Source organism: Pinibacter soli (assembly GCF_029961145.1).
In the GTDB taxonomy this organism is placed as follows: domain Bacteria; phylum Bacteroidota; class Bacteroidia; order Chitinophagales; family Chitinophagaceae; genus Pinibacter; species Pinibacter soli.
This window is the reverse complement of record NZ_JASBRG010000007.1, coordinates 2,224,102-2,250,243: the sequence shown is the minus strand read 5'-3', so window position 1 is coordinate 2,250,243 and position 26,142 is coordinate 2,224,102. Positions and strand designations below refer to the sequence as shown.

The 26,142-nt window shown below is 38.2% G+C and carries 17 protein-coding genes; 12 read left to right on the top strand and 5 right to left on the bottom strand.

The window, feature by feature from the left end; translation table 11 throughout:
• Nucleotides 1-157 precede the first annotated feature (157 nt).
• Entirely contained in the window at nucleotides 158-598 is a 441-nt protein-coding gene (locus QJ048_RS19510; RefSeq protein WP_282336104.1) for a hypothetical protein, read from the top strand.
• A 326-nt stretch (nucleotides 599-924) separates the two neighbouring features.
• Entirely contained in the window at nucleotides 925-1,254 is a 330-nt protein-coding gene (locus QJ048_RS19505) for a helix-turn-helix domain-containing protein (RefSeq protein ID WP_282336103.1), read from the top strand.
• A 79-nt stretch (nucleotides 1,255-1,333) separates the two neighbouring features.
• On the opposite strand, the gene QJ048_RS19500 is transcribed toward QJ048_RS19505, so the two are convergent.
• On the bottom strand, nucleotides 1,334-2,224 hold the full coding sequence (locus tag QJ048_RS19500) for a restriction endonuclease (RefSeq protein ID WP_282336102.1): 891 nt from the start codon (nucleotides 2,222-2,224) through the stop codon (nucleotides 1,334-1,336).
• 391 nt (nucleotides 2,225-2,615) lie between these two features.
• Between QJ048_RS19500 and QJ048_RS19495 the strand changes: the two genes are divergently transcribed.
• From QJ048_RS19495 to QJ048_RS19455, 9 genes are all read left to right on the top strand, one after another.
• Nucleotides 2,616-5,576, top strand: a complete 2,961-nt coding sequence (locus QJ048_RS19495; protein WP_282336101.1) for a type I restriction endonuclease subunit R — start codon at nucleotides 2,616-2,618, stop codon at nucleotides 5,574-5,576.
• Entirely contained in the window at nucleotides 5,545-6,807 is a 1,263-nt protein-coding gene (locus QJ048_RS19490) for a restriction endonuclease subunit S (RefSeq protein ID WP_282336100.1), read from the top strand. The genes QJ048_RS19495 and QJ048_RS19490 overlap by 32 nt, the downstream gene beginning before the upstream one ends.
• A 128-nt stretch (nucleotides 6,808-6,935) precedes the next feature.
• A complete protein-coding gene (locus QJ048_RS19485) occupies nucleotides 6,936-7,925 on the top strand; it encodes an AAA family ATPase (RefSeq protein ID WP_282336099.1) in 990 nt (329 codons plus the stop codon).
• Nucleotides 7,894-9,516 carry a type I restriction-modification system subunit M gene (locus QJ048_RS19480; protein WP_282336098.1) on the top strand — a complete coding sequence of 541 codons (1,623 nt, stop codon included), beginning with the start codon at nucleotides 7,894-7,896 and terminating at the stop codon, nucleotides 9,514-9,516. Before QJ048_RS19485 ends, QJ048_RS19480 begins: the two co-directional genes overlap by 32 nt.
• A 132-nt stretch (nucleotides 9,517-9,648) precedes the next feature.
• Complete coding sequence (locus QJ048_RS19475) at nucleotides 9,649-14,151, top strand: DEAD/DEAH box helicase (protein WP_282336097.1); 4,503 nt, start codon at nucleotides 9,649-9,651, stop codon at nucleotides 14,149-14,151.
• Between the two features lie 9 nt (nucleotides 14,152-14,160).
• Nucleotides 14,161-14,799, top strand: coding sequence for a hypothetical protein (locus QJ048_RS19470; protein ID WP_282336096.1), 639 nt, complete (start codon nucleotides 14,161-14,163; stop codon nucleotides 14,797-14,799).
• Nucleotides 14,800-14,891: 92 nt separating this feature from the next.
• Entirely contained in the window at nucleotides 14,892-16,406 is a 1,515-nt protein-coding gene (locus tag QJ048_RS19465; RefSeq protein ID WP_282336095.1) for an EVE domain-containing protein, read from the top strand.
• Between the two features lie 26 nt (nucleotides 16,407-16,432).
• Nucleotides 16,433-17,722: an McrB family protein gene (locus QJ048_RS19460; RefSeq protein WP_282336094.1), complete on the top strand. Its 1,290-nt coding sequence runs from the start codon at nucleotides 16,433-16,435 to the stop codon at nucleotides 17,720-17,722.
• Nucleotides 17,719-19,035, top strand: a complete 1,317-nt coding sequence (locus QJ048_RS19455) for an McrC family protein (RefSeq protein WP_282336093.1) — start codon at nucleotides 17,719-17,721, stop codon at nucleotides 19,033-19,035. The genes QJ048_RS19460 and QJ048_RS19455 overlap by 4 nt, the downstream gene beginning before the upstream one ends.
• 1,240 nt (nucleotides 19,036-20,275) lie before the next feature.
• Here the strand turns inward: QJ048_RS19455 and QJ048_RS19450 are convergent.
• Entirely contained in the window at nucleotides 20,276-21,100 is an 825-nt protein-coding gene (locus tag QJ048_RS19450) for a HEPN domain-containing protein (protein ID WP_282336092.1), read from the bottom strand.
• A gap of 21 nt (nucleotides 21,101-21,121) precedes the next feature.
• Complete coding sequence (locus QJ048_RS19445) at nucleotides 21,122-22,396, bottom strand: hypothetical protein (protein WP_282336091.1); 1,275 nt, start codon at nucleotides 22,394-22,396, stop codon at nucleotides 21,122-21,124.
• Between the two features lie 144 nt (nucleotides 22,397-22,540).
• Here QJ048_RS19445 and QJ048_RS19440 point away from each other — a divergent pair, with 144 nt between their 5' ends.
• Nucleotides 22,541-22,960, top strand: a complete 420-nt coding sequence (locus QJ048_RS19440; protein WP_282336090.1) for a helix-turn-helix transcriptional regulator — start codon at nucleotides 22,541-22,543, stop codon at nucleotides 22,958-22,960.
• 77 nt (nucleotides 22,961-23,037) lie between these two features.
• Here QJ048_RS19440 and traJ read toward each other — a convergent pair whose 3' ends face one another.
• Complete coding sequence (gene traJ / locus QJ048_RS19435) at nucleotides 23,038-24,219, bottom strand: conjugative transposon protein TraJ (protein ID WP_282336088.1); 1,182 nt, start codon at nucleotides 24,217-24,219, stop codon at nucleotides 23,038-23,040.
• A gap of 442 nt (nucleotides 24,220-24,661) precedes the next feature.
• A complete protein-coding gene (locus QJ048_RS19430) occupies nucleotides 24,662-26,107 on the bottom strand; it encodes an ATP-binding protein (protein ID WP_282336087.1) in 1,446 nt (481 codons plus the stop codon).
• Between the last annotated feature and the right edge of the window lie 35 nt (nucleotides 26,108-26,142).

The window sequence follows — 26,142 nt, the reverse complement described above, 5'->3', positions numbered from 1 at the left end:
CTGTTGGCAGGAAATGTTTGTCGAGCTAACTGAAAGCAAATTCGGACAATTGGTTCGCAAAATCGATGAGATAATGAAAATTGTAAAATTAATGTTAGCAGGTTTATTCTTCGGTTTCAAAAGTTTAGCTTGGTAAAGTACGTAACAACTATAGATTATGAAGGATGATTTTTACAAAGGCTATTTTAGAGCGTGTCTTTATGTAGCAATTTTTAATTCGGTATTTTGGATACTCTTCAATCACGAGTTAGAAATTTGGAAGATTATTTTGGGATTGGTAAGTATATATTTGGGTTATGCTGTTTGCTTTGTCTTTATTGATTTTCTTATAGCAAATTTCTTTCGTTGGGTTCAAGAAGATGAAGAACGTGAAATAAACGAAATAAAGTACAAAGAAGAACAAGCGGTTTATGAAAAAAATAATTTTTATAGAACGAGTGACGACGAGTTTAGAATTAAGCCAATGTTTAAGAGATTTGGGACTGTAGAGTGGGGATTGAAATTTTTTATTCTCATGTTGGTGATTGTTTTAGATACAGTAAGCATTTTTCAATTTAAACAATCGTTAGTATCAGTTTTTCGACATTTTATTTGGTAGAATCAATATATAGATAACCGCTTGGTGCTTGAAAGTGATTTTTCAAAGTATGTTATATGGGAAACAGCTAGAAGATCAATTTGAAGATTATACTGTAAAAATTTCCTAAATCTGGTTTTCTTTTAAATTGGGCCGTAACTAACGGCCCAACTGAGAATAGAGGCAAAACTACTTGATTGACCGCAATCATTGGCTAATTTCGAGGGCCACAAATTTATCCTTAACCATTGCAATATGTATATTCACCCTGACATTCCCGCTCCTCACATACTTTACTTTTATTCATTTGCATTTAGTGTTAGTTTAGGTGGCTAAAACTTAAAGTGATGAAAGAAGAGGTGAAAAATGGTAACATTGTTACCCCAATGTTGTTTCCTTATCAGCCGGAACAGTTCTGGCAATCTTTGCGTCAAATCATTAGAGAGGAGGTCGCGAAAGCGGATAAGGAAAGATCTGCAACTGTTACTTTTGAAACACCGGGTTTGACTTACAAGCCGCTTTTCAAGATTGCCGAAATTTGCGAGCTTTTTCATATTACCAAGCCTACCATATACGACTGGGTGCGCCATGGTAAATTAAGGCCTTTTAAAATTCGTTCAAGGGTATTCTTTTTGTGGCAGGATATACAAGACCTGTTGCAACATAAACTTGATTAATAAAATTGCGTTTGGCCAAGGTTTATGTTCTAAACAGATTTTGTGCTACACAATAATTTTGTGCAGGGTGAACAGTTTTTCATGGCTCAACAAAATCAATTTTGAGCAATTTCTTTTTCAGGATATCTATTTCTGTAAATTCGATATTAAGGTGAAACGCATTTAATGGTATAAGATCGGGGTTTTCCACATGCGTCCATGTTCCGTCGTTCAAAAATGGAATTTCCTCATTAAATTCTATAAAAGAAGGTTTGAAGTTATTTGAGACAAAATCTTTGATACCTCTGTAGTCTGTGGGGGTAAAAAATTTAAAATGATACCTGTGGGTGACGTCGTATTCGATTTTTGCTTTTAAATCCCATTGGTGCATGTCATCATTAAATAGACGTGAAGCATCCAAGTCCAAAAGATGTTTCCCTTGGGTCTTTAAGATTTCGTCCTTTTCTAATTTGCTAACAAAATATTCCATAGCTGTAATAACATCAGGGATTTGTAAACGGTCCACGGTCATAGGTGCTTTGGGGAAATACTGTGTGTTAATTTTTGTTTTTATTGCCATACTCGTTTTTAAGACAGGTATTTCGATCTTCGTTTGCCAGTTAACCTTAGAGGCATCGTGGGCAGAACAGAGTTCTATTTTGCAGCGTTTGGCGTATTCTTTGGCGGCCTTTGTAAAGCCAACGTTGCAAATTAAGATCCCTTTTTGGGCGCAAATGTCTTGAAGAACAGAGCGAAATTCTCCCACAACGTTTACATCAGCGGCTCTCTTAAGATCCTTCGCTTGTATGACCATCAATATTTCATGTCCCGCTATTTTTTTTCGAACGGAAATGTCGATTTGACGCATGGTGCCAGACTCCAAACCGAGAATGGAATCGTTGTGCGTTACATTTGCATGGGGTTCTAATTCTTTGTAGATCGCGTAGATCATCTCCTCAAATTCTTGCCAGCTTTGTTTCCTGTTGCTCATGAACTATGATATTGTTGCAGCTAAAATTTATGGAAGAACTTGTTTTCTACTGCAGAATTTTAAACTGTTTTTTATAAAAATGGCATCGAAAATACAAATTTTCGTGTGTTTAGTTTTTAGTACGTTTATAGCAAGGGTATACCAAACTCCTACCGAAAACAGTTGCTGGAAAGTTTTGTCTAACTAAGGCATTTAAAGTCGCGGGCAATAAAGTGTATTTCTAGTTTAATAGGAGTTCTAAGATTGTAAATATCAACGTATATTCAACTATATTTGTCTTTACCGGTGTTTTGTAATAAACTTTTATTGCAGAATGCTTGCCCTAACATAGGATGACCCAAAACCGTTGTCCTCACATTAACTTTTAAAAAATACTAACCGGCAATTTTCAATGGTTAATGAACCCCAAATAGAATACGGCTTTATCGGAAAGTTAACCGATCTTAAATATACCTATCGTGCGGATATACGGGATCGTAAGAGCCTGAAAGAAAACTTTCGGGAAAAGTTCCAAGCATTAAACCGGGTTAACTTAAGCGATGCGGAGTTTGCTCGTCTTCATGATGAGGTTGTTAATCCAGATGTTTTTGCAGCCTCCAAAATTTTGCGTCAAAGAAATACTTTCCAACGGGAGGACGGTACTCCACTGCAATACACCCTTGTTAATATCAAAGACTGGTGCAAAAATGAATTTGAGGTAATAAACCAGTTGCGCATCAATACTGAGAATAGCAGCCACCGTTACGATGTGATATTGCTTATTAACGGACTCCCGGTAGTGCAAATAGAATTGAAAACGCTGGATATTAGCCCGCGCCGGGCCATGCAGCAGATCATAGATTATAAAAATGATGCGGGAAATGGCTACAGTAATTCGCTGCTTTGTTTTATTCAACTTTTCATAGTTAGTAACCGCTCCAGTACATTCTATTTCGCCAATAACAAAAATCAACACTTTAGTTTCAATGCCGATGAGCAGTTCTTGCCCGTATATCAGTGGGCGAGTGAAGACAATAAAAAAATAGCGAATCTCTATGATTTTGCAGACGACTTTCTTAAGAAGTGCACACTGGGTGAGATGATCAGCCGCTATATGGTGCTGGTTGAAAGTGAACAAAAACTGATGGTGATGCGCCCTTACCAGATATATGCAGTTAAAGCAATCGTTGACTGCATCCATCAAAACAGGGGCAATGGTTATATATGGCATACGACAGGAAGCGGTAAAACGCTCACTTCGTTTAAAGCATCTACGCTGTTAAAAGACAATCCTGATATTGAGAAATGTTTGTTCGTTGTAGACCGTAAAGATCTGGACAGGCAAACACGCGAGGAGTTCAACAAGTTTCAGGAGGGTTGTGTTGAAGAAAATACAAATACGGAAACACTTGTTCGGCGAATGTTGTCGGAAGATTATGCCGACAAAGTGATTGTAACAACCATTCAAAAACTTGGTTTAGCGCTCGACCCAACCCATCGCAAAAATTATAAAGAACGGCTGCAGCCATTAAGCAAGAAAAGATTGGTTTTTATTTTTGATGAATGTCACCGTTCGCAATTTGGTGATAATCATAAAGCTATTAAAGAGTTTTTTCCAAATGCTCAGCTATTTGGATTTACAGGAACGCCAATTTTTGAGGCCAATGCAAACTATAAACAAATAGATGGAACGGTAGGTTCCTACGTGACCACAAATGACATTTTCCAAAAACAATTACATACTTACACGATAACGCATGCGATTGAAGACCGGAATGTATTGCGCTTTCACGTTGACTACTATAAATCTGAAGAAAAGATAAATACAGGAACGGCCATTCACAGATTGGCGGTTGTGGATGCGGTGCTGGATAAGCACGATGCGGCCACCAGCTCCCGGCGGTTCAATGCGCTGCTGGCGACAGCATCCATTAATGAGGCAATAGAATATAGGAGGCTGTTCAAAGAAGCACAGCAGAAAATGAAAGATGAGGACGAAAGCTATCGGTCTTTGAATATTGCCTGCGTTTTCTCACCTCCGGCAGAGGGAAACAAAGATGTGCAGCAAATTCAGGAAGACTTACCACAAGAAAAAGCCGACAACCAGGTGGCGCCTGATGAAAAGAAAATAGCATTAAGATCTATCATCGGAGATTATAATGATCAATACGGAACCAATCACAGTATAAATGAATTTGACCTGTATTACCAGGATGTACAGCAACGGATCAAGGATCAAAAATATACTAATGCAGATTATCCTCATAAGCACAAAATAGACATTGTGATCGTAGTGGATATGTTGCTCACAGGCTTCGATTCAAAATATCTTAATACATTGTATGTAGATAAGAATCTTAAATATCATGGCTTGATACAGGCATTCTCCCGTACCAATCGTATTTTGAATGATAGCAAGCCTTATGGTAACATTCTTGATTTTCGCAAACAGCAGACTGCTGTCGACGAAGCTATCGCTTTGTTCTCCGGACAAGATACTGTCAAAGCGAAAGAAATATGGTTAGTTGATCCGGCACCTGTTGTGATAGGGAAATATGAAAAAGCAGTTTCAGACTTAAACACGTTCATGCAAACCAACGGTCTTGAGTGTACGCCCGAAGAAGTAAATAACCTCAAGGGAGACAACGCCCGTGCAGAATTTATCAACCACTTTAAAGAAGTGCAAAGGCTGAAGACGCAACTTGATCAATACACAGATCTAAGTGTTGACAATAAAAGTGTAATAGAAACATTGCTGCCGGAAGAAGAACTGCGGTCGTTTAAAGGAGCGTATTTGGAAACGGCAAAACGCTTAAAGGAAAAACAAACAAAAGAAGGGGACGATGCCAGTACAGAAGTACAGCAACTGGATTTTGAATTTGTTTTGTTTGCTTCTGCTGTAGTAGATTATGACTACATAATGAAACTGATAGCCAGTTACACGGAGAGCAAGCCTTCTAAGCAAAAAATGACCAAAGAACAACTCGTCAATCTCCTGAGTTCAAGCGCTAACCTGATAGACGAACGGGATGATATAGTGGCATACATTAACAGTTTGGAAGTGGGAAAAGGTCTTTCCGAAAAAGAAATACGGGACGGCTATGATAACTTTAAAGAAGAAAAGACAGCGAAGGAGTTAGCCTCCATTGCCCGGAATCATGGCCTGCAAACAAAAGCATTGAAGGGATTTGTGGATGGCATTATGAACCGGATGATATTTGATGGCGAGCAACTAAATACATTATTAGAACCATTAGAGCTTGGCTGGAAGGACCGAACCAAAAGAGAGTTGGCTTTAATGGAAGACTTGTTACCTCAATTAAAAAAACTTGCCCAAGGGCGTGAAATATCAGGATTGTCAGCGTATGAGTAAAAAAATAAATAATAATAAGGTGCCTGTATTGCGGTTTCCTGAGTTTAACCATGACGGTCAATGGGATTATCTGAATGGAGATGTGATGTTCGATCAGATTTCTGACAAGGATCACAATTCCGACCTCCCTATATTGGCCATTACTCAAGAACATGGAGCGATTCCAAGGCATAAAATTAATTACAATGTTTCAGTAACTGATAAAAGTGTAGAGAGTTATAAAGTTGTAAATGTTGATGATTTCATTATTAGTCTTAGGTCATTTCAGGGTGGGATCGAATATTCGAACTATAAAGGCATATGCAGCCCTGCATATATAGTTCTTCGAAAGAAAAAGGAAATAATAAATCTTTTTTTTAAATATTATTTCAAGACATCAATCTTTATTAAAGATTTAAATAAAAATATTGAAGGCATCAGAGACGGCAAAATGGTTAGCTATAAGCAATTTTCTGAGTTATTGTTACCCAGGCCACCCCGCCCAGAACAACAAAAAATCGCCGACTGCCTTTCTTCTTTAGATGAACTAATTACTGCACAAAACCAAAAACTAGAAGCTCTTAAGTCACATAAAAAAGGCTTGATGCAGCAGTTATTTCCTGGGGAGAGTGAAACGGTGCCTAAGTTGCGGTTTAAGGAATATAGAAGTAGTGGGGCTTGGACACTTAGAAAATTTGGTGAGTTTATTGCTGAACGATCTGAATTTCCTTTAAAAGAAGTACCGCTTTATAGCTTAACCATTGAAGATGGGGTAACGCCCAAGACGGAGCGATATGAGCGGTCGTTTTTAGTAAAAAATGAAGATGATGCTTACAAGTTAGTGTATCCGAATGACTTTGCCTATAATCCGATGAATTTGAGATTTGGGGCAATTGCTAGGCACAGAGGCAATGATAAAGTTGCACTTTCAAAATATTATAACATTTTTCATTGTGACAATTCCGTTGACTCTAGGTTCTGTGAAAAATATTTTAGAAGTCATGGAATGATTGCTCATTATGACAATATTGCAACAGGTTCTTTGGTGGAGAAAAGACGTGTTCATTTCAGCGATTTTTTGAAATTAAGCAATCTCTTTCCTGAACTATCTGAACAAAAGAAAATAGCTGATTGCCTTTCGTCTTTAGACGATCTTATCGAAAAAGAGGCTCAAAAACTAGACAGACTCAATACTCATAAGGAAGGTTTGCTACAACAAATGTTTCCTTCTAAAAATGAAGATGATAAATGAGCCATCAATCCCCTATAACCAAGTTTGAAACCTTGCAGAGCCTTGTTGATAGGTTTCGTCGAGATCTAGACACGAAGAACTTTGTACTCCTATTTGCTTATAACGGCACTGGAAAAACAAGGACTTCAATGGCTTTCCAAGAAACGGGTAAGAGGGGTGAGGGTTTTAGAGATACTTTATATTTTAATGCTTTCACAGAAGATCTTTTTCATTGGGATAACGACTTGGAAAAAGATACAGAACGGGTTCTTCAAATAAATTCTGAATCGAGCTTTTTTGATGGCTTTAAAGAACTTGCATTAGAAGAAAAGATATTTACTCACCTGGAACGATATGCTGATTTCAATTTTAAAATTGACTATGAGAAATGGACGATCTCATTTATAAAAGACAATGACAGTAACATCAAAATATCTCGCGGAGAAGAAAATATTTTTGTGTGGTGTGTTTTTCTTACAGTGTGTGAACTTGCAATTGAGGGCGCGGAGGCTTATAATTGGGTAAAGTATTTTTATATTGACGACCCTATTTCATCTTTAGATGATAATAATGCTATTGCTGTAGCTAGCGATTTATCCCAGTTGTTGAAAAGAGGAACAGATAAAATTAAGACGGTTATTTCTTCTCATCATTCTCTCTTCTTTAATGTCATGTTTAATGAATTAAAGAAATCTAAACCGATTTGCTATTTTCTGCACAAAAATGGTTCGGATGGTTACAATCTGAGAACGACAACCGATACTCCCTTCTTTCATCACGTTGCTTTATTAAGCGAGCTAAGGCGGGTGTCAGAATCTGGTACTATCAACACATATCATTTCAATATGCTTCGAAGCATATTAGAGAGAACAGCAACATTTTTTGGCTTTAATGATTTTGCAGTTTGTGTTCATGGCGTTGAAGATGACGTGCTTTATGCACGCGCATTGAACCTCCTTAGTCATGGTAAGTATTCAGTGTATGAGCCGGTCGAAATGGGAGAGGATAACAAAAAACTTTTTAAAGATATATTGCAGGCGTTCCTGGATAAATATCAATTCTATTTACCAGAACTCCTTATTGAAGACACATCTAACATAGCAAACAATGACAGCAATAGAGCAACAACAATTAGGTAGAACATTATGGACAATAGCAGATGATCTTCGCGGAGCTATGAATGCGGATGACTTTCGTGATTACATGCTGTCATTCCTGTTTTTGCGTTATTTATCCGATAATTATGAGGCCGCAGCTAGAAAGGAGTTGGGAGCCGACTATCCTGCGCCAGTTAAAGATGATAGACGGCCGCCATTAGCAACATGGTATACCGCAAATAAAGCTGATGTACCAGAGTTTGAAAAGCAAATGCGCCGAAAAGTGCATTATGTTATCGAACCTCAATATTTGTGGAGCAATATTGCGGAGCTTGCCCGTACACAAAACCGCGAACTTTTGCATATACTGCAAGGTGGTTTTAAGTACATCGAAAATCAATCATTTGAAAGCAATTTTCAGGGCTTGTTTTCTGAGATCAATCTTGATTCTGAAAAACTGGGGAAGAATTATACGGATCGCAATGCAAGGCTTTGTACCATCATTCAAAAAATTGCAGAGGGCATTGCTAAGTTTTCTACAAGTAGTGACGTGTTGGGCGATGCTTACGAGTATTTGATTGGTCAATTTGCTGCCGGTTCCGGCAAAAAGGCAGGTGAGTTTTACACGCCTCAGCAGATTTCAACCATTCTTTCAGAGATAGTAACATTGGATAGTCAGGATCCTTCTCTCGGCAAAAAGAAAAAGATTGATAAAGTATTAGACTTTGCTTGTGGTTCAGGGTCGTTGCTATTAAATGTGCGCAGGCAGCTTGGCCAACACGGCATCGGAAAAATATACGGTCAGGAGAAAAACATTACCACATACAACCTTGCACGCATGAATATGTTGTTGCATGGTGTAAAAGATACCGAGTTTGAAATTCATCACGGCGATTCATTGTTGAATGATTGGGACATACTCAACGAAATGAATCCTGCAAGGAAGATGGAGTATGATGCCGTTGTTGCCAATCCACCTTTTAGCTACCGTTGGGAACCATCCGAAGCGTTGGGAGAAGATTTTCGTTTTAAGAGCTATGGGCTCGCACCAAAATCTGCCGCAGATTTCGCGTTTTTATTGCATGGATTCCATTTCTTGAGTAAAGAGGGAACAATGGCCATCATTTTACCCCATGGCGTTTTGTTTCGCGGTGGGGCAGAAGAAAAGATCCGAACCAAATTATTAAAGGATGGCAATATAGATACGGTGATAGGATTGCCGCCAAACTTGTTTTTCTCAACAGGTATCCCTGTTTGCATTATTGTGCTCAAGAAATGTAAAAAGTTTGACGACGTGTTATTTATAAACGCCAGCGAATACTTTGAAAAAGGCAAGCGCCAAAACAGGTTGCGCGAAGGCGAGGATGGCGAGCCAAATGATATCGAAAAAATTGTTGACACCTATAAATATCGAAGTGAGCAAGATCGTTATTCCCGTCGCGTAACGATGGATGAGATTGAGAAACACGGATATAATCTAAATATTTCGAGATATGTCAGTACTGCCGTTTCAGAAGAGGTAATAGACTTACAACAAGTGAATGAGCAGTTAGTAGAAATTGAAAAGAAGATAGCTGAGGCTGCCAGCAAGCATAATGAGTTTCTTAAGGAGCTGGGATTGCCACCCATTTAAAAGTTGTTTAATTTTATTTGTAGTGAGGTAGAAAGACATGAAGCAAGGAGGTCGTTTTCGTTAATCGATGATATTATCATATTGTGATGTTTGGTATTGATTATTTTGAACAAACCTGGAACCCCGGTAATCATGCAATATCAGAGTGGATACATACTAGAATCAGTAAGAGATGCGCTAAATGCCTATGCCAAGGGAAAAGGGAAACAGTTAGAACTGAATGGACTACTGAGATCCCTTAGTACATTCGAGGTGCAGACAAATGTAAACCTTGAATTAACGGCATCCTTGCCGTCTATACTGGCTGTTGCTGCTAACATTATTACAAGAGGATTGCCAACATTGGCAAGTGTACATTTGGAGGAGTATTTTGCAGAACAACTATCAATTACCCAAAGACATGATAACGCTGAACGAGGTAAAATTGCATTCCCATTTCTTTCCAGCGAGGTTGAAAAGAACACCGGCGAGGCGCTATTTAATGCGTTGCATATTGTAGAACCGAGAGCACGAACAAGACGCGAATATCTTAATCTGAGTAATGTTGACAGCGATTTTGAAAGAAATTTCTTACTAAAATTTATACCTGAGGAAAAGGCTTGCCTGGCCCAGCTGTTGGAAAAGCAAAGAGCTCGTAATACGTTTACGAGAAACAATAACCAGGGCCGGGTAGATTTCAGTCTGGAGATTCCTTATGATTTTTCAAAAAACAGGACGAACAGATATAATGGTCAGGTACAAATCAAGCACCACAAAACGTATATCGTTGAGGTTGACGGTAGGCAATACCACACGGAATTAATTGATGACCTCAAAGATTTTGAGATCGGGCAGTTGTCTCGAAATATCAGCCATATTACTGAGGATTCGGCTTACAATGATGCCGCAGAATTTATTCGTGTGATAGCGACGGAAGATTATATACGGTTGATAGAGAGTAATTACAACAATAGCAATTATCTATCAGATGCCTTAACATCCCTTGTGCTGGCTCCTTTTGGTATTGCGAGGTTACAAACTATAATGTTGCGGTATCTGATGGCCAATTATGGATCGGTCAGCCAAAAGGAATCAATAAAAATTGCGGTTGTAGAAAGAGATCTGCCTTGTGCCCGGGCCGCGATTGAGGATCTTCAGATATTATTAAATACATTAAACGAGCTGGCTCAATCTCAAATTCAAATACCGTCCCTTGAGCTGACTGTTTTTTCAACACCGGATTTTGCAAACCATAAACTACACAAAGGCAAAAGAATAGAGTCGTTGAATACCTTGGATAAAAGTGCCTTTGATCTGGTTATAGATATTTCAATCCTTCGACGAACTTCAATTTTTAAAGACGATTTCGAACCTTCCGCGAACACTATCATTTTACGCAGTTCCCATTATACCCACTATCAAACTAATACCGGTGTTCTTTCTGCTGCTCCCATTTTTTACAGGCCCTTGGTCAATCAATTTCAGAATGAAGTTTATGAGCCGATAATCGAAACGTCCTCTCTGCTCAGAAAGTTTTTGCAGGACGTTTTCCGGAAGCTCGACTTTCGTGTGGGGCAGTTGCCGATATTGAACAGGGCCGTTCAGTTGAAGTCGGTAATTGGATTGTTGCCCACTGGCGGGGGTAAATCACTAACCTATCAGCTCGCAGCCATCCTGCAACCTGGGACTACAATTGTAATTGATCCTATCCGCTCATTAATGATTGATCAATACAATGGCCTAAGAGAGTTGAATATTGACAAATGCGAATTCATCAACTCCACCTTGACAACTGCAGAAAGAACATTTAACCAGCATGAGTTATTAGCAAAAGGGCAGCTGCAGTTCTTGTTCGTATCACCTGAAAGATTTGTGATTGATGACTTTAGAAAAGCATTGGACAATGCCCGTAAAGATGGTCATTGTTTTGCTTATGCAGTAATTGATGAAGTCCACTGCGTTTCAGAATGGGGACATGATTTTAGGACGCCTTATTTGAATTTAGGCGACAATGCTCAAAAATTTTGCCTTACATACAATGGTAATTCAATACCCCTTTTTGGATTGACTGCCACTGCATCTTTTGATGTGCTAGCGGATATTGAAAGAGAGTTGAACATCAAAGAAGATGATGGGCACGCAGTGGTTCGATTTGAAAATAGTGTGAGGGATGAAATTAATTATTCGATAAAAGAGGTGCCTTGCTCTTATGAGGGCTTGGACAATCTGAATGAAAGAGTCATTCGGGCAACTATTGGAGGAGGAAAGCAAGATGTTATATTTGAATTGATCGGCAATAAGGAGGCGGAGTTTGATATATTTAATGGTGCAGAGGCAATTGACCAGGCAATTAAACATTCATTTCGCAATTACTTGCCCCTGGCTAATCGTCAGAAATTCAAGGAAGCTGCGGGTAATGACTCAGCTGCTGAGAGTTTATACGCATCGAAATTATTTGAAAAATTGCATCTTTCTGTCAATCCTTTTAAATTCGAAATGAAGGATGCTACAAGGCTCTATCAATACGGCTTGATTGTATTCATGCCTCATAGGCAAGGATGGTTGGGAATCAGAAATGGGCAATATTCGCACGGGGTTTTCGATAACCCAGAATATGTATTTACGATACCCCAGGACCAATATGTAAAACATTATTACCAGGCAGAAACTTTAGGCTATTTTATGGGTAGTGGTGATGATGAAAATGCATCTAAAATAGATGAAGAATCCTTTTATCACCTTGAGGCATTCAAAAACAATGAAGAATCTGTAATGGTGGCAACTAAGGCATTTGGCATGGGAATCGATAAGCCCAATGTGCGAATGACCGTGCATATAAATATACCTCAGTCAATCGAATCATTTGTCCAGGAAGCTGGTCGTGCTGGCCGCGATGGCAAAGTATCTTTGTCTGTCATTTTGTTTAACGATGACCAATTGGATCTGGGGACAAAAGCTAATGCGCCTTTCCATCTTGATAAGGATATATTAATGTATTTCCATAAAAATTCGTTCAAAGGGCAAGTGAAAGAGCGTGTAATGATCCACGAACTTAGAAGTAGAATTACGTTTCCCAACACTTCTAGCCTTCAAATGCTCAATGACCAGTTGAATGAGTTATATGGCACGGACGACATCCAGTTTGCTGTTAAAGCTGGAAGTGGAAACCATCGGAACAGAGTGTTTATAAACACGACTTCAGGAATCAGTATTGGATATGTTTACCTGGATAATCAAAACACTGGCATCTACCGAGACTTTAATAATGATGCCCTCTGTTATGATCTGGTAGAATGGCTGAAGAAAAGTCTTCCGTTTGCTCACATTGCTGGTGTCGATAATCTCAGAAACTGGCTGGACCAAATCGTTGTAAATACCCAGCAACAAATTGGCCTTGAAAGAGTAATGATGGATATGAAGCTGGGGGACGAAAAGATATTGCCGATACCGTTTACAAATCGTTACTCTTCAAAACGTGGTCGGTCCATCGATTTTTTCAATCTCAATCAAGATCACTTTCAAAAGGTATTGAATACGTCTGCTGTTCAACAGCTAATCTCTACAAATAGTATTTCAGGAAATACGCTAAGTAATTTGTTGAAAGATGCTGTTTCTGGCGGTCTGGATTATCTGGAGTTTGTTGAGTCTTTAAAAATACAAAACGAATCTTTTGCTCAAAGGTTGACTAATTTGGACGATGACTTATCGTTAGAGTTACAGAGAGCGTATTTCATGCCTCGAAGCCAGGAAGATACAGCCAAGGCAATCTACCGTCTAATCTCTATTGGTGTAATAGATTCTTACACTATTGATTACCAAAACAAACTTTACACGGTTCATTTTACAAAAAAGAGTGATGATGAATATTATAATTCATTAGAGAAGTTGGTTTCACGTTATTCTTCAAAGAATGTTGCAAAGAGAGAAATTGAAAATTTGAAGCGAGAAGCAACGGCAGATATCAAAGCTGGGAAAGCAACCGTAATTAGCAAATGCCTTGAATATCTTACTGATTTTATTTATGGAAAAATCAAACAAAAGCGTTTGCAGGCCATTGATGATATGGTAAGATTGTGTCAAACTTCCATCACAAAGATGGATCCATTGGAACAAAGCACTTATATAAAGGATGAAATTTATTATTACTTCAATGCTAAATATTCCAGACGGGGTTTTGTGGAGCGAGCAGCAAGTGGAGATTTGTCAGCTTCGATGCCTGATGACCTAGATGATGAGGTGCCGGTTCTGGAAACTATTAACAAATACCTGAACCTGGTGAGTAATGAGGAAACTGGCGAATTTATCAGTAACATCAAGCATTTGCGGGGATCCACTATGCGCATGCTAAGGAGTTATCCTGATGAGCCTCAGTTTAGAATACTCAAGTCGTTTGCTCTTTTTATTTTAGCTGATACCGTTAGAGAATTAATAAATGAAGCGACGAGTGAATTAGTTAAAGGATTGATTGATTGGAAACACAATGAAGATCCCGAACTAAATGTGCCGGCATTCATTATTCTATTTAGAAAAGAAGTAGAACGTCATGTGCTTAATTATGACGTTGAAAAAGCCTTTGATGGCATCGAAGATCAATACTATGCATCATACTATGCCACATGGATTGGAACCTTTAATCAAAAATTTTTGACCCAATAACCGTAGAATATGGCCTCACAAGAAGTACTAACCGCACTTGAAACTTTGCACAGGGAAATTGAAAAACTTGAGCCTGCTATTAAGCACGTTGAAGCAGCACAGCAAGTTACCCAAACAGTAAAAGCTATACCTCAAAAGCATGTTGAGCTATTACAAGAGGTGAAAAATAGCGATGTAAAACATAAAGATGAATTGAAAGCGATTTTCGCGACTGAGCTTGTAGGAGTTACAGAAGAAAATCGAACACTCCAAAAAGTAACGAGTGATATTCAGCAACAAATGAAGCTTGAGCAGGAAGCTTTGATAAAACTTAGAGATACTATTCAGGCTTTTCATGAAAGAATAGAAAAAGTAAACTTTCCTGAAAGATTAGATAAGCTTGACGCTAACATCGCAGGTATAATGGCCGCAATACAGTCTGTACAAAGCCGAATAGATGGTTTGGAAAGAAACATTGTTGACCGGTTAAGGGATGTTCAGGATTACCAAAAGGAAACCCGTACTACATTGCAAAGCGGAATGGAACAAACAAAGACTGCTTTGCAAACATCAGTTGATGCCGCTGCTAAAAAGCAACAAATCATCATTTATGTTACCTGGGTATTGATTATAGCAGCTATCATCATCTCCTTTCTAATTAATAAATAAACTCGTGAAGGGAAGAGCTTGGTTTTGATAACGCCCTTCCTGCCTTGAAAAAAGTATATCAATTTCCAACCTGATAAATATCTCCTTGTCCAATGAGCATTGATAAAATAACAAAGCAACATGTCTTGGATGCTGTTGATAAAATTGAACGGGAAGGAATCGCATTGGAGCCTTCTACCGGGTTTGATGTTCTGATTAATGGGAGGTCGTATCCCCCTAAGGAAATAATGCGATACGCCAATTTACATGCAAATGGAACTAAAGAATGGCCCTTTAGTGGGGGCGAGCAAACCAACAAGTTTCTCAGGCAACTCGACTTTGAAATTGTTCCCAAAGGTGAAGAAGTTGAAATGCTTGCGTCAAAAGAGAATTTCGTTCAAATACTCAAACGAATGGGGAAGGTCAATTCGACGAAGTTCCTTAGTGGTGCCGCTAATTTGATGCATCGGCTCAATGTTCAGGCAGAGGATGCGAGAATCACGTATGGCACAAGAAAAGACAATAAACGATTAACAATAACTATAGGGCAACGTTACTGTTATGGCTACGTTTCTAACGAAGCAAATGAATGGCAATTTATACACGATACTGAAAGAGTCTCAACGGACGATATTGAGGTAACCAAGTATGAAGGAGAGCCGGTTGCTTACTATTATCGATGCTCTGACGTTGGTGCAATTGCAAATAATTTTGATGGACTGGTGAATGCAGCTAACAAAGAATTGCAGCGTTCGGCTGTAGCTGGATTTAGAAAATTCAATAATCCCATATTTGAAAAGGTCGTACTAGATGATGTGTATAGACAGCAAATATTTGACGAAGCGTTTGGTAATATAATCAGTTTAACTGGTAATGTTTGGAAGTTAGGATGTAACTGGGGTACAGGAGCACCAAGCTTTTATGAATTTATCAAAAGTCATTCAATCGTTATAGGAGTTGAGAGTAAGTTGTATTCGGTAGGTGATTTAGTCATAATTACGAAAGGTCAAACTGTTTTATCGATCGGAAAGGTGCTACAACCCCCATCTTCATTTAATAATTTTCCTGAGTTTGAGAGCGATTTTGACAACTATGAAATTGAACATGGTGTCAATATTGCAAGGGTTGAATGGTATGAATTGTCCAAAGAAGAAGTGTTCACATATCCATTGCAATTAGGAATATGTAAGGTGCATGGTTCGTACAAGGACACCGCTTTGAAAATATGGCGCGACCGGTTTGTCAACTATTGGATTTTTCAAACCGATCCTACTGAATTTGATTATAAGAAAGCTGTTAACGGTAATTTGCTGGATAGTTGGAAAGTAGCAGTTGGAGATAAAGTAAAGACAAATGATAAGGTGGTGTTATGGCAAACAGGTGCAAGACAAGGATGTTACGCCTTGGCACGAATTATCAGCAATCCAGAGCCCGCCACATCCACAGAAAACCAGCTCTCGAAATTCGAATCAAAATTCCCATTGAAGGTTGGGATAGAATTAACCCACAATTTGATAGATAATCCATTGCTGTGGCAGAATATCAAGACAGCGCCTGGTCTTCAAGATTTAAAACTGGTAAATGACGCAAACAATTTTTCAATAACCCATAATATGATACGCTGTTGAAATTAGTTGAAGGAAATAGTCAAAATATGAGCAAAAAATTAGACTTACATATCAATACCATCTTGTACGGGCCTCCTGGAACGGGCAAAACATATAAACTCAATGAGTATAAGGGAATGTTCTTTACAGACAGGGGAATAGCTGTAAGCGAAAAGGATGTTTTAAGAGAAAAAGTTTCAGAATATCCATTTTGGAAGGTTTTGGGGGCTGTTTTGGGTGTGGCCGAGAAATCACTAACTGTTAGTGAAATTGTTGATCACCCTATTATAAAGGCAAGAATAAATCCTGCAAACAAAACAAAGCCAAATAATCTTGCATGGGCCGATTTGCAATCTTATGCCGATGATATGTCAACACAGTTAGAAGAAAAGTATCGAAGATCTATCAAACTTTTTCACAAGGATGAGGAAAGCCGCTGGACTATTGCAGACGATAAAAAGAAGGACTTGTCGAATATTATAGATCAGGAATTATTGGATATTGCATTCAATCCAATCCTGCAACCTGTACAAAGTTCGACATTTAAAACCCGATATGATTTTATTACATTTCACCAAAAATATAGCTATGAAGACTTTATCGAAGGAATAAAGCCTCTCCTAAGGAAAGAGGATTCAGAGGTGCAATCAGGAGATTTGCAGTTCGAACTAAAGAAAGGAATTTTTTACAATAGTTGTTTAGAAGCCTTACGATTAGTTGGATATGATTCCTTTGATGCCTGTTATAAAGATCTACCTGAAAACCGAGTGGCAAAATTTGAGACTGCCAGATCGAACCCTGCTTTGCAATTTGCATTGTTTATAGACGAAATTAACCGGGCTAATATTTCTGCCGTTTTTGGTGAACTCATTACATTGCTAGAAGATGATAAACGTATTGGTTCCAATAATGAAATGTGGCTTGAATTACCTTATTCGAATGAAAAATTCTGTGTTCCCGGCAATTTGTTTGTCATAGGTACGATGAATACAGCTGATCGATCCATAGCTCTGTTGGATATTGCATTGCGTAGAAGATTTGAATTTAAGGCACTTTATCCAGAGTATATGGAAGACGAATGGTGGGCCCCATTGCTACAAGCAATAAATCAGGCTATATACAATTGGAAGAAAAATCCAGACTTCTTTATTGGCCATGCTTTTTTTATTAATAGGCCTGAGACTGATAGAAGTAAAATATTAAACACTAAAATCATTCCTTTGCTTTATGAGTATTGTCAAAACAATTCAGTAACGGTTAAGAGTGTTCTTTCGGAAGCGGGCATATCATTGAAGCAAACTGGCATTAAAGAAAACTTTCAAATTATAGCCGAGTGAGACTATTTGAGTGGCATAGTAAATCATTTATCGAACACCAATCAAAATTGGCAGACTTTGTCGGCTATCTTTCTAATGCCTGGCAGAACAGAAATCGCTATATTGAAACGTTAGAAGATATTTCTGAAGAAGAAATTCAGGAGCAAAGTATACAAAGGCAACGTTTCTTCGATTTTACTGTAGACGGTAAGATTTCAGCAAGAAATTATGTGGGCGTTGTACAGTATGATGGCATACGCGTTGAAGTTTATCCTAAAATATTTTCAAAAGATACATCAGGAAATGTTAAACAATGGCAGCTAAATATATTGTACTGGCTTTCATACTGTAGCAAAGTTAGATTCCCATTTTCTTTTGCTGATGTCTCAAAACAGAATTTTGATAATTTTCTTGAACTACTGATTTATATATATGCCAATTACACAGCAGAAATTATTGCGAACCAACCATTTCAGGCATACCAGACCGTTGAGGAAGAAACCACTTATTTAAAAGGGTGTATTTCATTTGACGCCTATACAAAAAATAACCTTATTAATGGTAAATGGCAAAACTTTTACTGCATACACGAACCATTTGTGTTCGATAATCAATTCAACAGGATTGTAAAGTATGTCGCAAAAAGACTGCGTACAATAAGTGAAAATCATTTGAATCAGGAAAGACTAGACGAAATTTTATTTATTCTACACGATGTGTCAGACGTATGTTGTTCGGCCGAAGATTGCGATAAAGTAAAATTAAATCCACTGTATGCAGATAGTAAACATATTTTGGACTTGTGCAGATTATATTTATCAAATCAGGTTATCGATTTAGAAAACGAGGAAAGCAATAACTTCTGCTTCCTTTTACCGATGGAATACATTTTTGAAGATTTCATTTGCGGATTCATCTCAGAAAAATGGCCATCTTTAAACATAAAAGGACAGAGTATAGATTTTCTCGCCATGAATCAAGGTAAGTCCGTCTTTCAGATTCGGAATGATATATATGTACCAAATGAACTAATTATTGATACTAAATATAAAATTCGTTCTAACAACGATGGATTAAAGGCCGGCGTTTCTCAGTCAGATCTTTATCAAATGGTAAGCTATGCAATAAGAAGAAACTGTACCGAAGTGCTTCTGCTTTATCCATTAGCAGTTAATAGCGCAGATATTGACGCTTTGTTTACAATACCATCCGGCATGCTGTCAGAAATAATCAGAATTAATGTTAAAAATATTGACATTATTTTGGACGATATTCAAAATGCGGATACCGTCATTAAGTCAAGAATTGAAAAATTGAGTCCGTTGTTTCTATAAGCTAATTACAAATGAAGATGCTTACGAGCTAGAATTGAAGTTACGCGTAAATGGCAAGCCGCCACGCGATTGCCAAACAAATTCCTTTTTCTTTCTCCAAACTGAAAAGTTTATTTATATACTAATTAGAAACACTGCTGGTTGTGGTTGGGGGTCATAATGTGAAGAGGGATTCAAAATTGTCAAGAAACATTTTAAAACTGTATGCATTTAATAACTTATATCCACTGAAAGGACTAAGCTATTTAAGAATACACACGTCGATATGGGTTCATTGGCTGTGGTTAGAGACTTCTGCGATCTTGCCATACATTAAAAGCAAATTAGTAGTTGCAAGAATACCAACCGCTTCAGATGTCCATATAAAAATGGATTATCCCTTCCCAATGTTCCGGTTTCTTCTTGCAATAACCCGAGTAATCACGGTGCGTTATTCTTGTCGCCATTCGATATTGTCGTTCTAAAAATCCCAAAACAGACGACTGGGTAAGTAGGGTTATTCATAAATAATTCTTTTTTATATGCCTGAGCCTGGTTAGATATTATTTGTTTTTGTTTGACGGAAAGCAACGAAAATACTACCTAAATCAAGCAGACATTATTGCAGTTGATCTTCAATTTATGAGTTATAAAAACCGAGCATCGAAGTAGGTGTAGATGTTAAAAAGGTAAGCGAAAGAGGAAAAATTAGATTTGATTTCTTACATGAAAATGCGATCCAAAAAAGCAGTGTCGATTTCTAACACAAAAGACACTAGAAGAAAAAACTACGTGAAAATTAAGATTGCCGTCCTTTTCGCAATCGGCAAGATGTCCGGTTGTTTAACAACCGAATCTTGCTGCTACCCTCGGATCTCGGTCGCAGAGCATTAGACAGGATTTTTGAATGTTTGAAAGCTTATCTAAAGACGGTCTAATCAGACTTGCAAAGCAATTCTTACAACTATGGTCCTAAGAGTAAAATGATAAATCATATTTTAGATTTTACTTGAAAATGCTGATGACATAATGACGCTTGACAACTAAAACCAGAATGCAATAATTAGACATCGTCATCTTAAATTGTTAAACAAAGTTCGCTTTATTTGCAAGGAATAATGAACTTCTAACAGGCTAAGGTATTTAGTAATTCTAGGGAAACGGATTGGTTTTAATTGGTACAGATTACAAAAAATAGTAGAAGCTGTTAGTAAGATTTAACTTTGATTTTCTCTCTCGCAAAGCATATATTTATCTCCTTTCAACCGGATTTAGCAATGTCAATTATCTCTTTCACCCGCTCAAATAAAAGTTGTAAATCCTTGTATTGGATAGAATAATTTTCACTGTACCGCGCCTCTGAATATCCTTTTTGTAGGAGCTTTAAAAGCATTTTTTCCGGCTCCGCATTAGTTGGGAATACGTCGGGTAACCTATAGCAAACCATACTTGCATATCGTAGCAACCTTTCCAAATTATGGGTATGCGTGTGATAACCAATAGCAGTTTTTATCAGCGTCGAAAGGCTGTGTTCGGTCGCCTGGTGTAACATAAAAACAGCCAGACGGAATTGCTTTCGCAGGATATAAAGTTCAGCTCCTGCCAGAAATTCTTTGGCTCTTGTTATTCCTTCCTGGAATACTCTTTCATCTGTTTTAAAACTAATAGATAAAGCATGCCCGAGCGAAAATTGAACGCCCTCTTTTTTGAATATTGGCACTCCCAACTCCATCACGTTTAGGGCAAATTTATGACCATTAGTCAGCCACTCTTCGAAAGTATTCGTATCAAGTACAATAACAGTCACCCTATAATATTCCTTCAGGTATTGTTCGATTTTGTCCTGCCATTCATAAAGCGGTTTGCCCTGCGTGTCCCTAACAATTACTAGCAAAAAATAATCATTTATATGCTGCGCTGTTGGTGATCCACTGCAAAAAATGCTGTCTGTTTTTCGCCGGTGAAGGGTAGCTCCCAGCAAGAATACGGCCTCCGGCTCAATGGTCTCTGAAAGTAGTTGAATGATCTTTTGCTCAGCGTTTGCAGTGAGGTGAACGAACTTGTGATGAAAAGAAAATGATTTCATGTTGGTTGATTGAAAAGGTAATTATTGTTTAACAAAACTTACCGTGTAGCAGGTTTGTAAAGGAGTAAGCACTTCCTTTTCAAACAGAGAAAAATGCTCTTTAAAAATGGTGATCCAGCCGCCGGAACGATCAATCCATTCTACCAGGCAGGCATCTCTTAGTGAACCAAGTGGGAACACAAAATCGTCCATCTTGATAAATAAGGGAATGCCGGTTTCAATGTTTTGCGCTTGCTTTCCATCTATATGCACTTGTAAGGAAAACCGGAAATGATCGCCTTTATCGGAGAGCAAAAATGAAATGACCGGTATGGCAGCAGAGAGAAATATTTGCTGCAAATAATTTCGCCTCGGTTTTGTTCGAAGCGCTTTCGGCCCGAGTAATATATAACTATAGAAAAAAGGCTGACCAAGCAAATAAGGATATATGCTTCTCCACAGCTTCAGAATGGGAGACAAGGATTCAAATTTTTTAGCGTACAATTTTCCTTCAAGTAAAGCACCCGGTAGGCGTTCAATTTGCCGGTAAAGCTCAAAACATTCTTCATGGAACTGGCCTTGTTTTGGAGATTGAAATTGCCTGCTGATTGTTTTCAAGCTGCTTTGAAAACTGTCAAAAGATTTGAGCGCATTGTCTTTTACCGTTGGGGTGCCAGTAACAGGGATGATTGAGGGCAGGTGTTCGTAACGATAAGGGATGACGAGCATATAGGCAATGGCTTTGCCGTCAGGTAAGCGACAGAATTTGCTGTCAAGTTCCGGCAGTTCTTGACATGATGGTAAACCTGTATCCGGCAGGTTAATAATGGCGTTTATGTCTGGAGTTTTGATCTTTGGAGACAAGTAGAAGACGGACTTGAGTTCCGGTCTGATCGTCACAGTAATGCCACTTTCCGTTTCTTGTTTATCAAACAGCATCGGATAACGAAAAGCAAGTTCCATCATTCCCGACGGATGCAACTTTTTAAAATAATCTTGTCCATTTTTCCAGAGAATCGTATCTAATGCACAGTAGGCATGTTTGCAGATTTGCTGACCCGTTTTATTGCAACTGCAGGTCAGAAATAATTGGTTCTGTTTTCGTCGTAGCTGTACAACATAGGTCTCGTCATCGCTTGTCGTACGCAGCGTCAGAATATTTTTTTCGAAGGATAGAAATTTAAGACTGGAGTTACTCCAGCCACTGCGAAATGTTAGATAGCCTGTGCGTTTTTGGAGTTCGTCTGTTGATAGCCTGCCACCTTTTTGCAAAGCAACACAATAGGTGCTTAAGTTGTTTTTACTACCTCTTTTCATACGCTTTCAGTTTTGAATCATAAAGCTCAAAACTGTATCGGCGTATAATATTCACTGTTACCCGTATCTTAGTAAAAATGGCCGTATTTTACGGCGTAAAAAACGGGCAGTGTTTATTATATTTGCTAATATAAACCTATGGGTATGGAAAAAACAATTCATCATGGCCGGAACATCAAACGATTTAGAGAAGTATTCGGTTTGAAACAAGAAGGTTTAGCTTACGAGCTGGGCGATGATTGGGATCAGCGCAAAGTTTCTGCACTAGAGCAAAAAGAAGTGGTCGACCCAAAAATACTTGAGGAGGTTGCTAAAGCATTGAAAATACCCGTTGCAGCGATTGAAAATTTCGATGAAGAGCAGGCTGTACACATTATTGCCAATACGGTAAATAACAATGATCACGCAACAGGGAATGCGCTATACAGTTATTGCCCTACCTTCAATCCCTTAGATGAATTACTGAAGTCGTTGGAGGAGAATAAAAAATTGTATGAAAGACTGTTGCAATCCGAAAAGGACAAGGTGGAAATGCTCCAGGAAGTTTTGAAAAAAATCAAATAGTTTGATTATAATCACTCGCTATGAACAAAGCCACCTACGTAAGGTGGCTTTAATTTTGACAGTTGCTGATAAAGTAACTAATTACCGGAAATCTTGTCTCTCATGTAATTTGAGCCTTGAGAATTTGATCCACCACCCATACTATTTGATGATTGGTTACTATTGCTTACTCCGCTTGAACTTCCAGAAAGTCCTTGAGCGAGCGCTTGCGTTCCGCCATAAACAGCACTCACACCGTTGCTAACTGCGGTTGAAACCATAGTAGTAACTTTTTTTGTTAAGCCATTATCGCCACCCGCATGAATAATATGATTGGTTATGGAAGGAACACTGAAATAACCAATAATTCCAATCAAAAGAAAAATAAGATAGGCTATGTCTGTTGCGCCAAAGTAGGTGTCTCCTGTACTTTGAATTTGAACAATATCCAATTTTATCATGTTTTCTTGGATCTTTCCAATGATGCTGCCGAAAATGTTGGCAACAGGCAACCAAAGAAAAACGTTGAGATATCTCGCTAGCCACGCTTTCAGTGTGTGCTGAAATCCATCAAATACGGAAAATCCAAATGCCAGCGGTCCCAATATAGCGAGGACAATAAGTTGAAAGGTCCGGAGCGTATCAATGACAAGCGATGCGGCCTGAAATATAAATTGTAAAATTTCACTCAACCATTGTTTGACCATGCCCTGCACTCCGAATTGAGCAATTTGCCAGGCGTATTTCATATCTTCTCCGATACCAGTCTCTGAGCTATTGTCATCATGCATGTATTTGTGCCACTTATCAGGATCAGGAATGCCATTTCCAGCAAGAAAAAGCTGACCAAGTTGAGACTCATTCGTGACCTGCTGCTTTTCTTTAAGAAGTGAAGTAATGGCTTTTTTAGAATCTTTGGTCATTTCGTAGGTAGCGGTAACTGTTGGCGTCATAATTCCATTTATGAGGTCAATAACGTGCGGAAACAACATTATTGCAAGGCCAATTGCAAAGGGACGCAGCAGCGGAAAAAAATCAATCGGTTCTGCATTTGCGATATGCTTCCATATGCGCGACCCTATGTACCACAACGCCCCGAAACCTGCAATCAGCTGACTTACTACAATTAGTTTGCTGCAAAGCGGCATCACCTCATTATAGACGTTTTCTAACACACTCTGCAAGCCATGAATGTTGTCTCCGAGGTCCTGCGCTATCAGTAGATGTGGCGTTACACACAGGACTGCGATGCCCGCAACCACTCTGAAATACTTCAACATAAATGATATTTTAAGTTTGAAAAAATGATATGAGTTAACATATCTTGTCGCTCTTAAAAGAATCGTTTAATGTTGACGGTGTCAAGTCCAACAAAATGTTGGACCCCGTTGTACCTATAGCTTGAGACACTAATATGTACAACTGCGGCTTGTTATTTAAAAAGAAATATTGTTATAGATCTGTTTCTGCTAATCCGTTTCCCTAGAATTACTGCAAACAAATCATATTTAGAAGACTCTAATTATAAATGGCACGAAATAAGGAAACCTTACAATTCCGCCTTTTAAATGCTGATTACAAATACTGTACTTTTATTATTACAAAATTATTTTATCCACATTTGTCCGGTTTTTTGTCAAATGGCCATCAAATGGGAAATTATTGAAATTCAATTAGTTAGTACTCTGATTTGTCTATTTTATCAAATGGCCATCAAATGAACTAAGCCCAAATGGGTATATACTTTGGATATCGCCTTGATTTATTATTAGGGTCTTCTAATTTAATTAGTCCCGCGTCAACAGTATCAGATATAATTCGAGAAGCCGTGGCGGCATTTTGATCCTCAATTTGAAAACGTTCTCTAAGACTTTGATTGGTCATAATATTATTAGAAATATATCTCAAACAACAATGTTGATAGCAAGCTCTAATTCTGTCAGGCTTATCCATATCGTTCAATTTTTTATAAGCATATAAAATTACTTTAGTGTGTCTTGTGTTTTCTTGAAAATCAGGAGCGGGTAATTGGAAAACTTCGCATTGACTTATTACTCTGTCAATACCACTTCCTTTTTCCTCACAAATTCCAATCCGTCTCATTAGGGCGGCTATTTCCTCATTCCTGGATTGAAATTCATCAATAAATCTTAGAGGTAATATTAAGGGTAATCCGGGATTCGTTATTTCGATTCTATCACTAAATATTTCTACAAGGGGTCCAGTACCTCTTTCTGAAAAATCTTGATGGATAAGTGAATTTGCAACAAGCTCGCGAATCGCGTCTTCAGGATACATTGTCGTCGTCTCCCGTATTATTTTAGAAATTTCTTCATTGGCAGGTAGCTGGCTAGTTATAAATTGGATAAGAAGTTGGAATCCCACCGCATATCCCCGAGTTCCGACGATATCTCTTTTTGTTTTTAATTTGTCTTGGCCTTCATAAACCACTACACGAGCAGCTTTACGCACAAGAGTCGGAAACTTTTTAACGTCTTTTGCAAATAGAAGTCCACCTAGGTTAGTGATGTCATAAGCTCCTCTATTTTGGACAATAATATTCTCGGATAACAATCTTTCTATAACAGCTTCTTGCGTTGTAGGATAGCGGGTTTTAACAAGAAGATCAAAATAAGCTTGTGTGTCCAAATATTCAATCACTTGAGCGGCAGAAACTGATCTTAATGCGATTTCTTTTGCAAACAAAAGGTCTGGGCTGCTCATCCAGATCTTTCTTTCTTTTTCGGGAAAGTCACTTAGCTTTCGGGTAACACTACCAATCCTAATATAGGAGATGTGAAGAAATGTAACTGGTTGGCCACACGCTTGTGGAATTTCGAAAAGAACAAAACGCTTGTCTTCTATTTCGACATTATAAAACTGAAATTCAATTTTAGGCGACAAACGTTGCACTAGCCAGTTTTCGAGAGGCTCGTTACCTTTCTTATGAGTCGCCGGATTAAATGATGTTCCAATTATAGCGTGTGTTTCATTTTCAATACCAAAAACAAGATATCCATTCGGTTGTTTTGAGATGCAAGCTCCATTTGCCAACGCCGATATCCGTTCACCTATTTCTTCAGGTGAATGAAAATTTAGTTTAAACTCAAGCCATTCACATTCTCCAGGTTGTTTTAATAACCATTCAACAGTATTTCTATGATCCATAGTTGAACAAATTCTTTTGAATTCAGTTTTGCAGT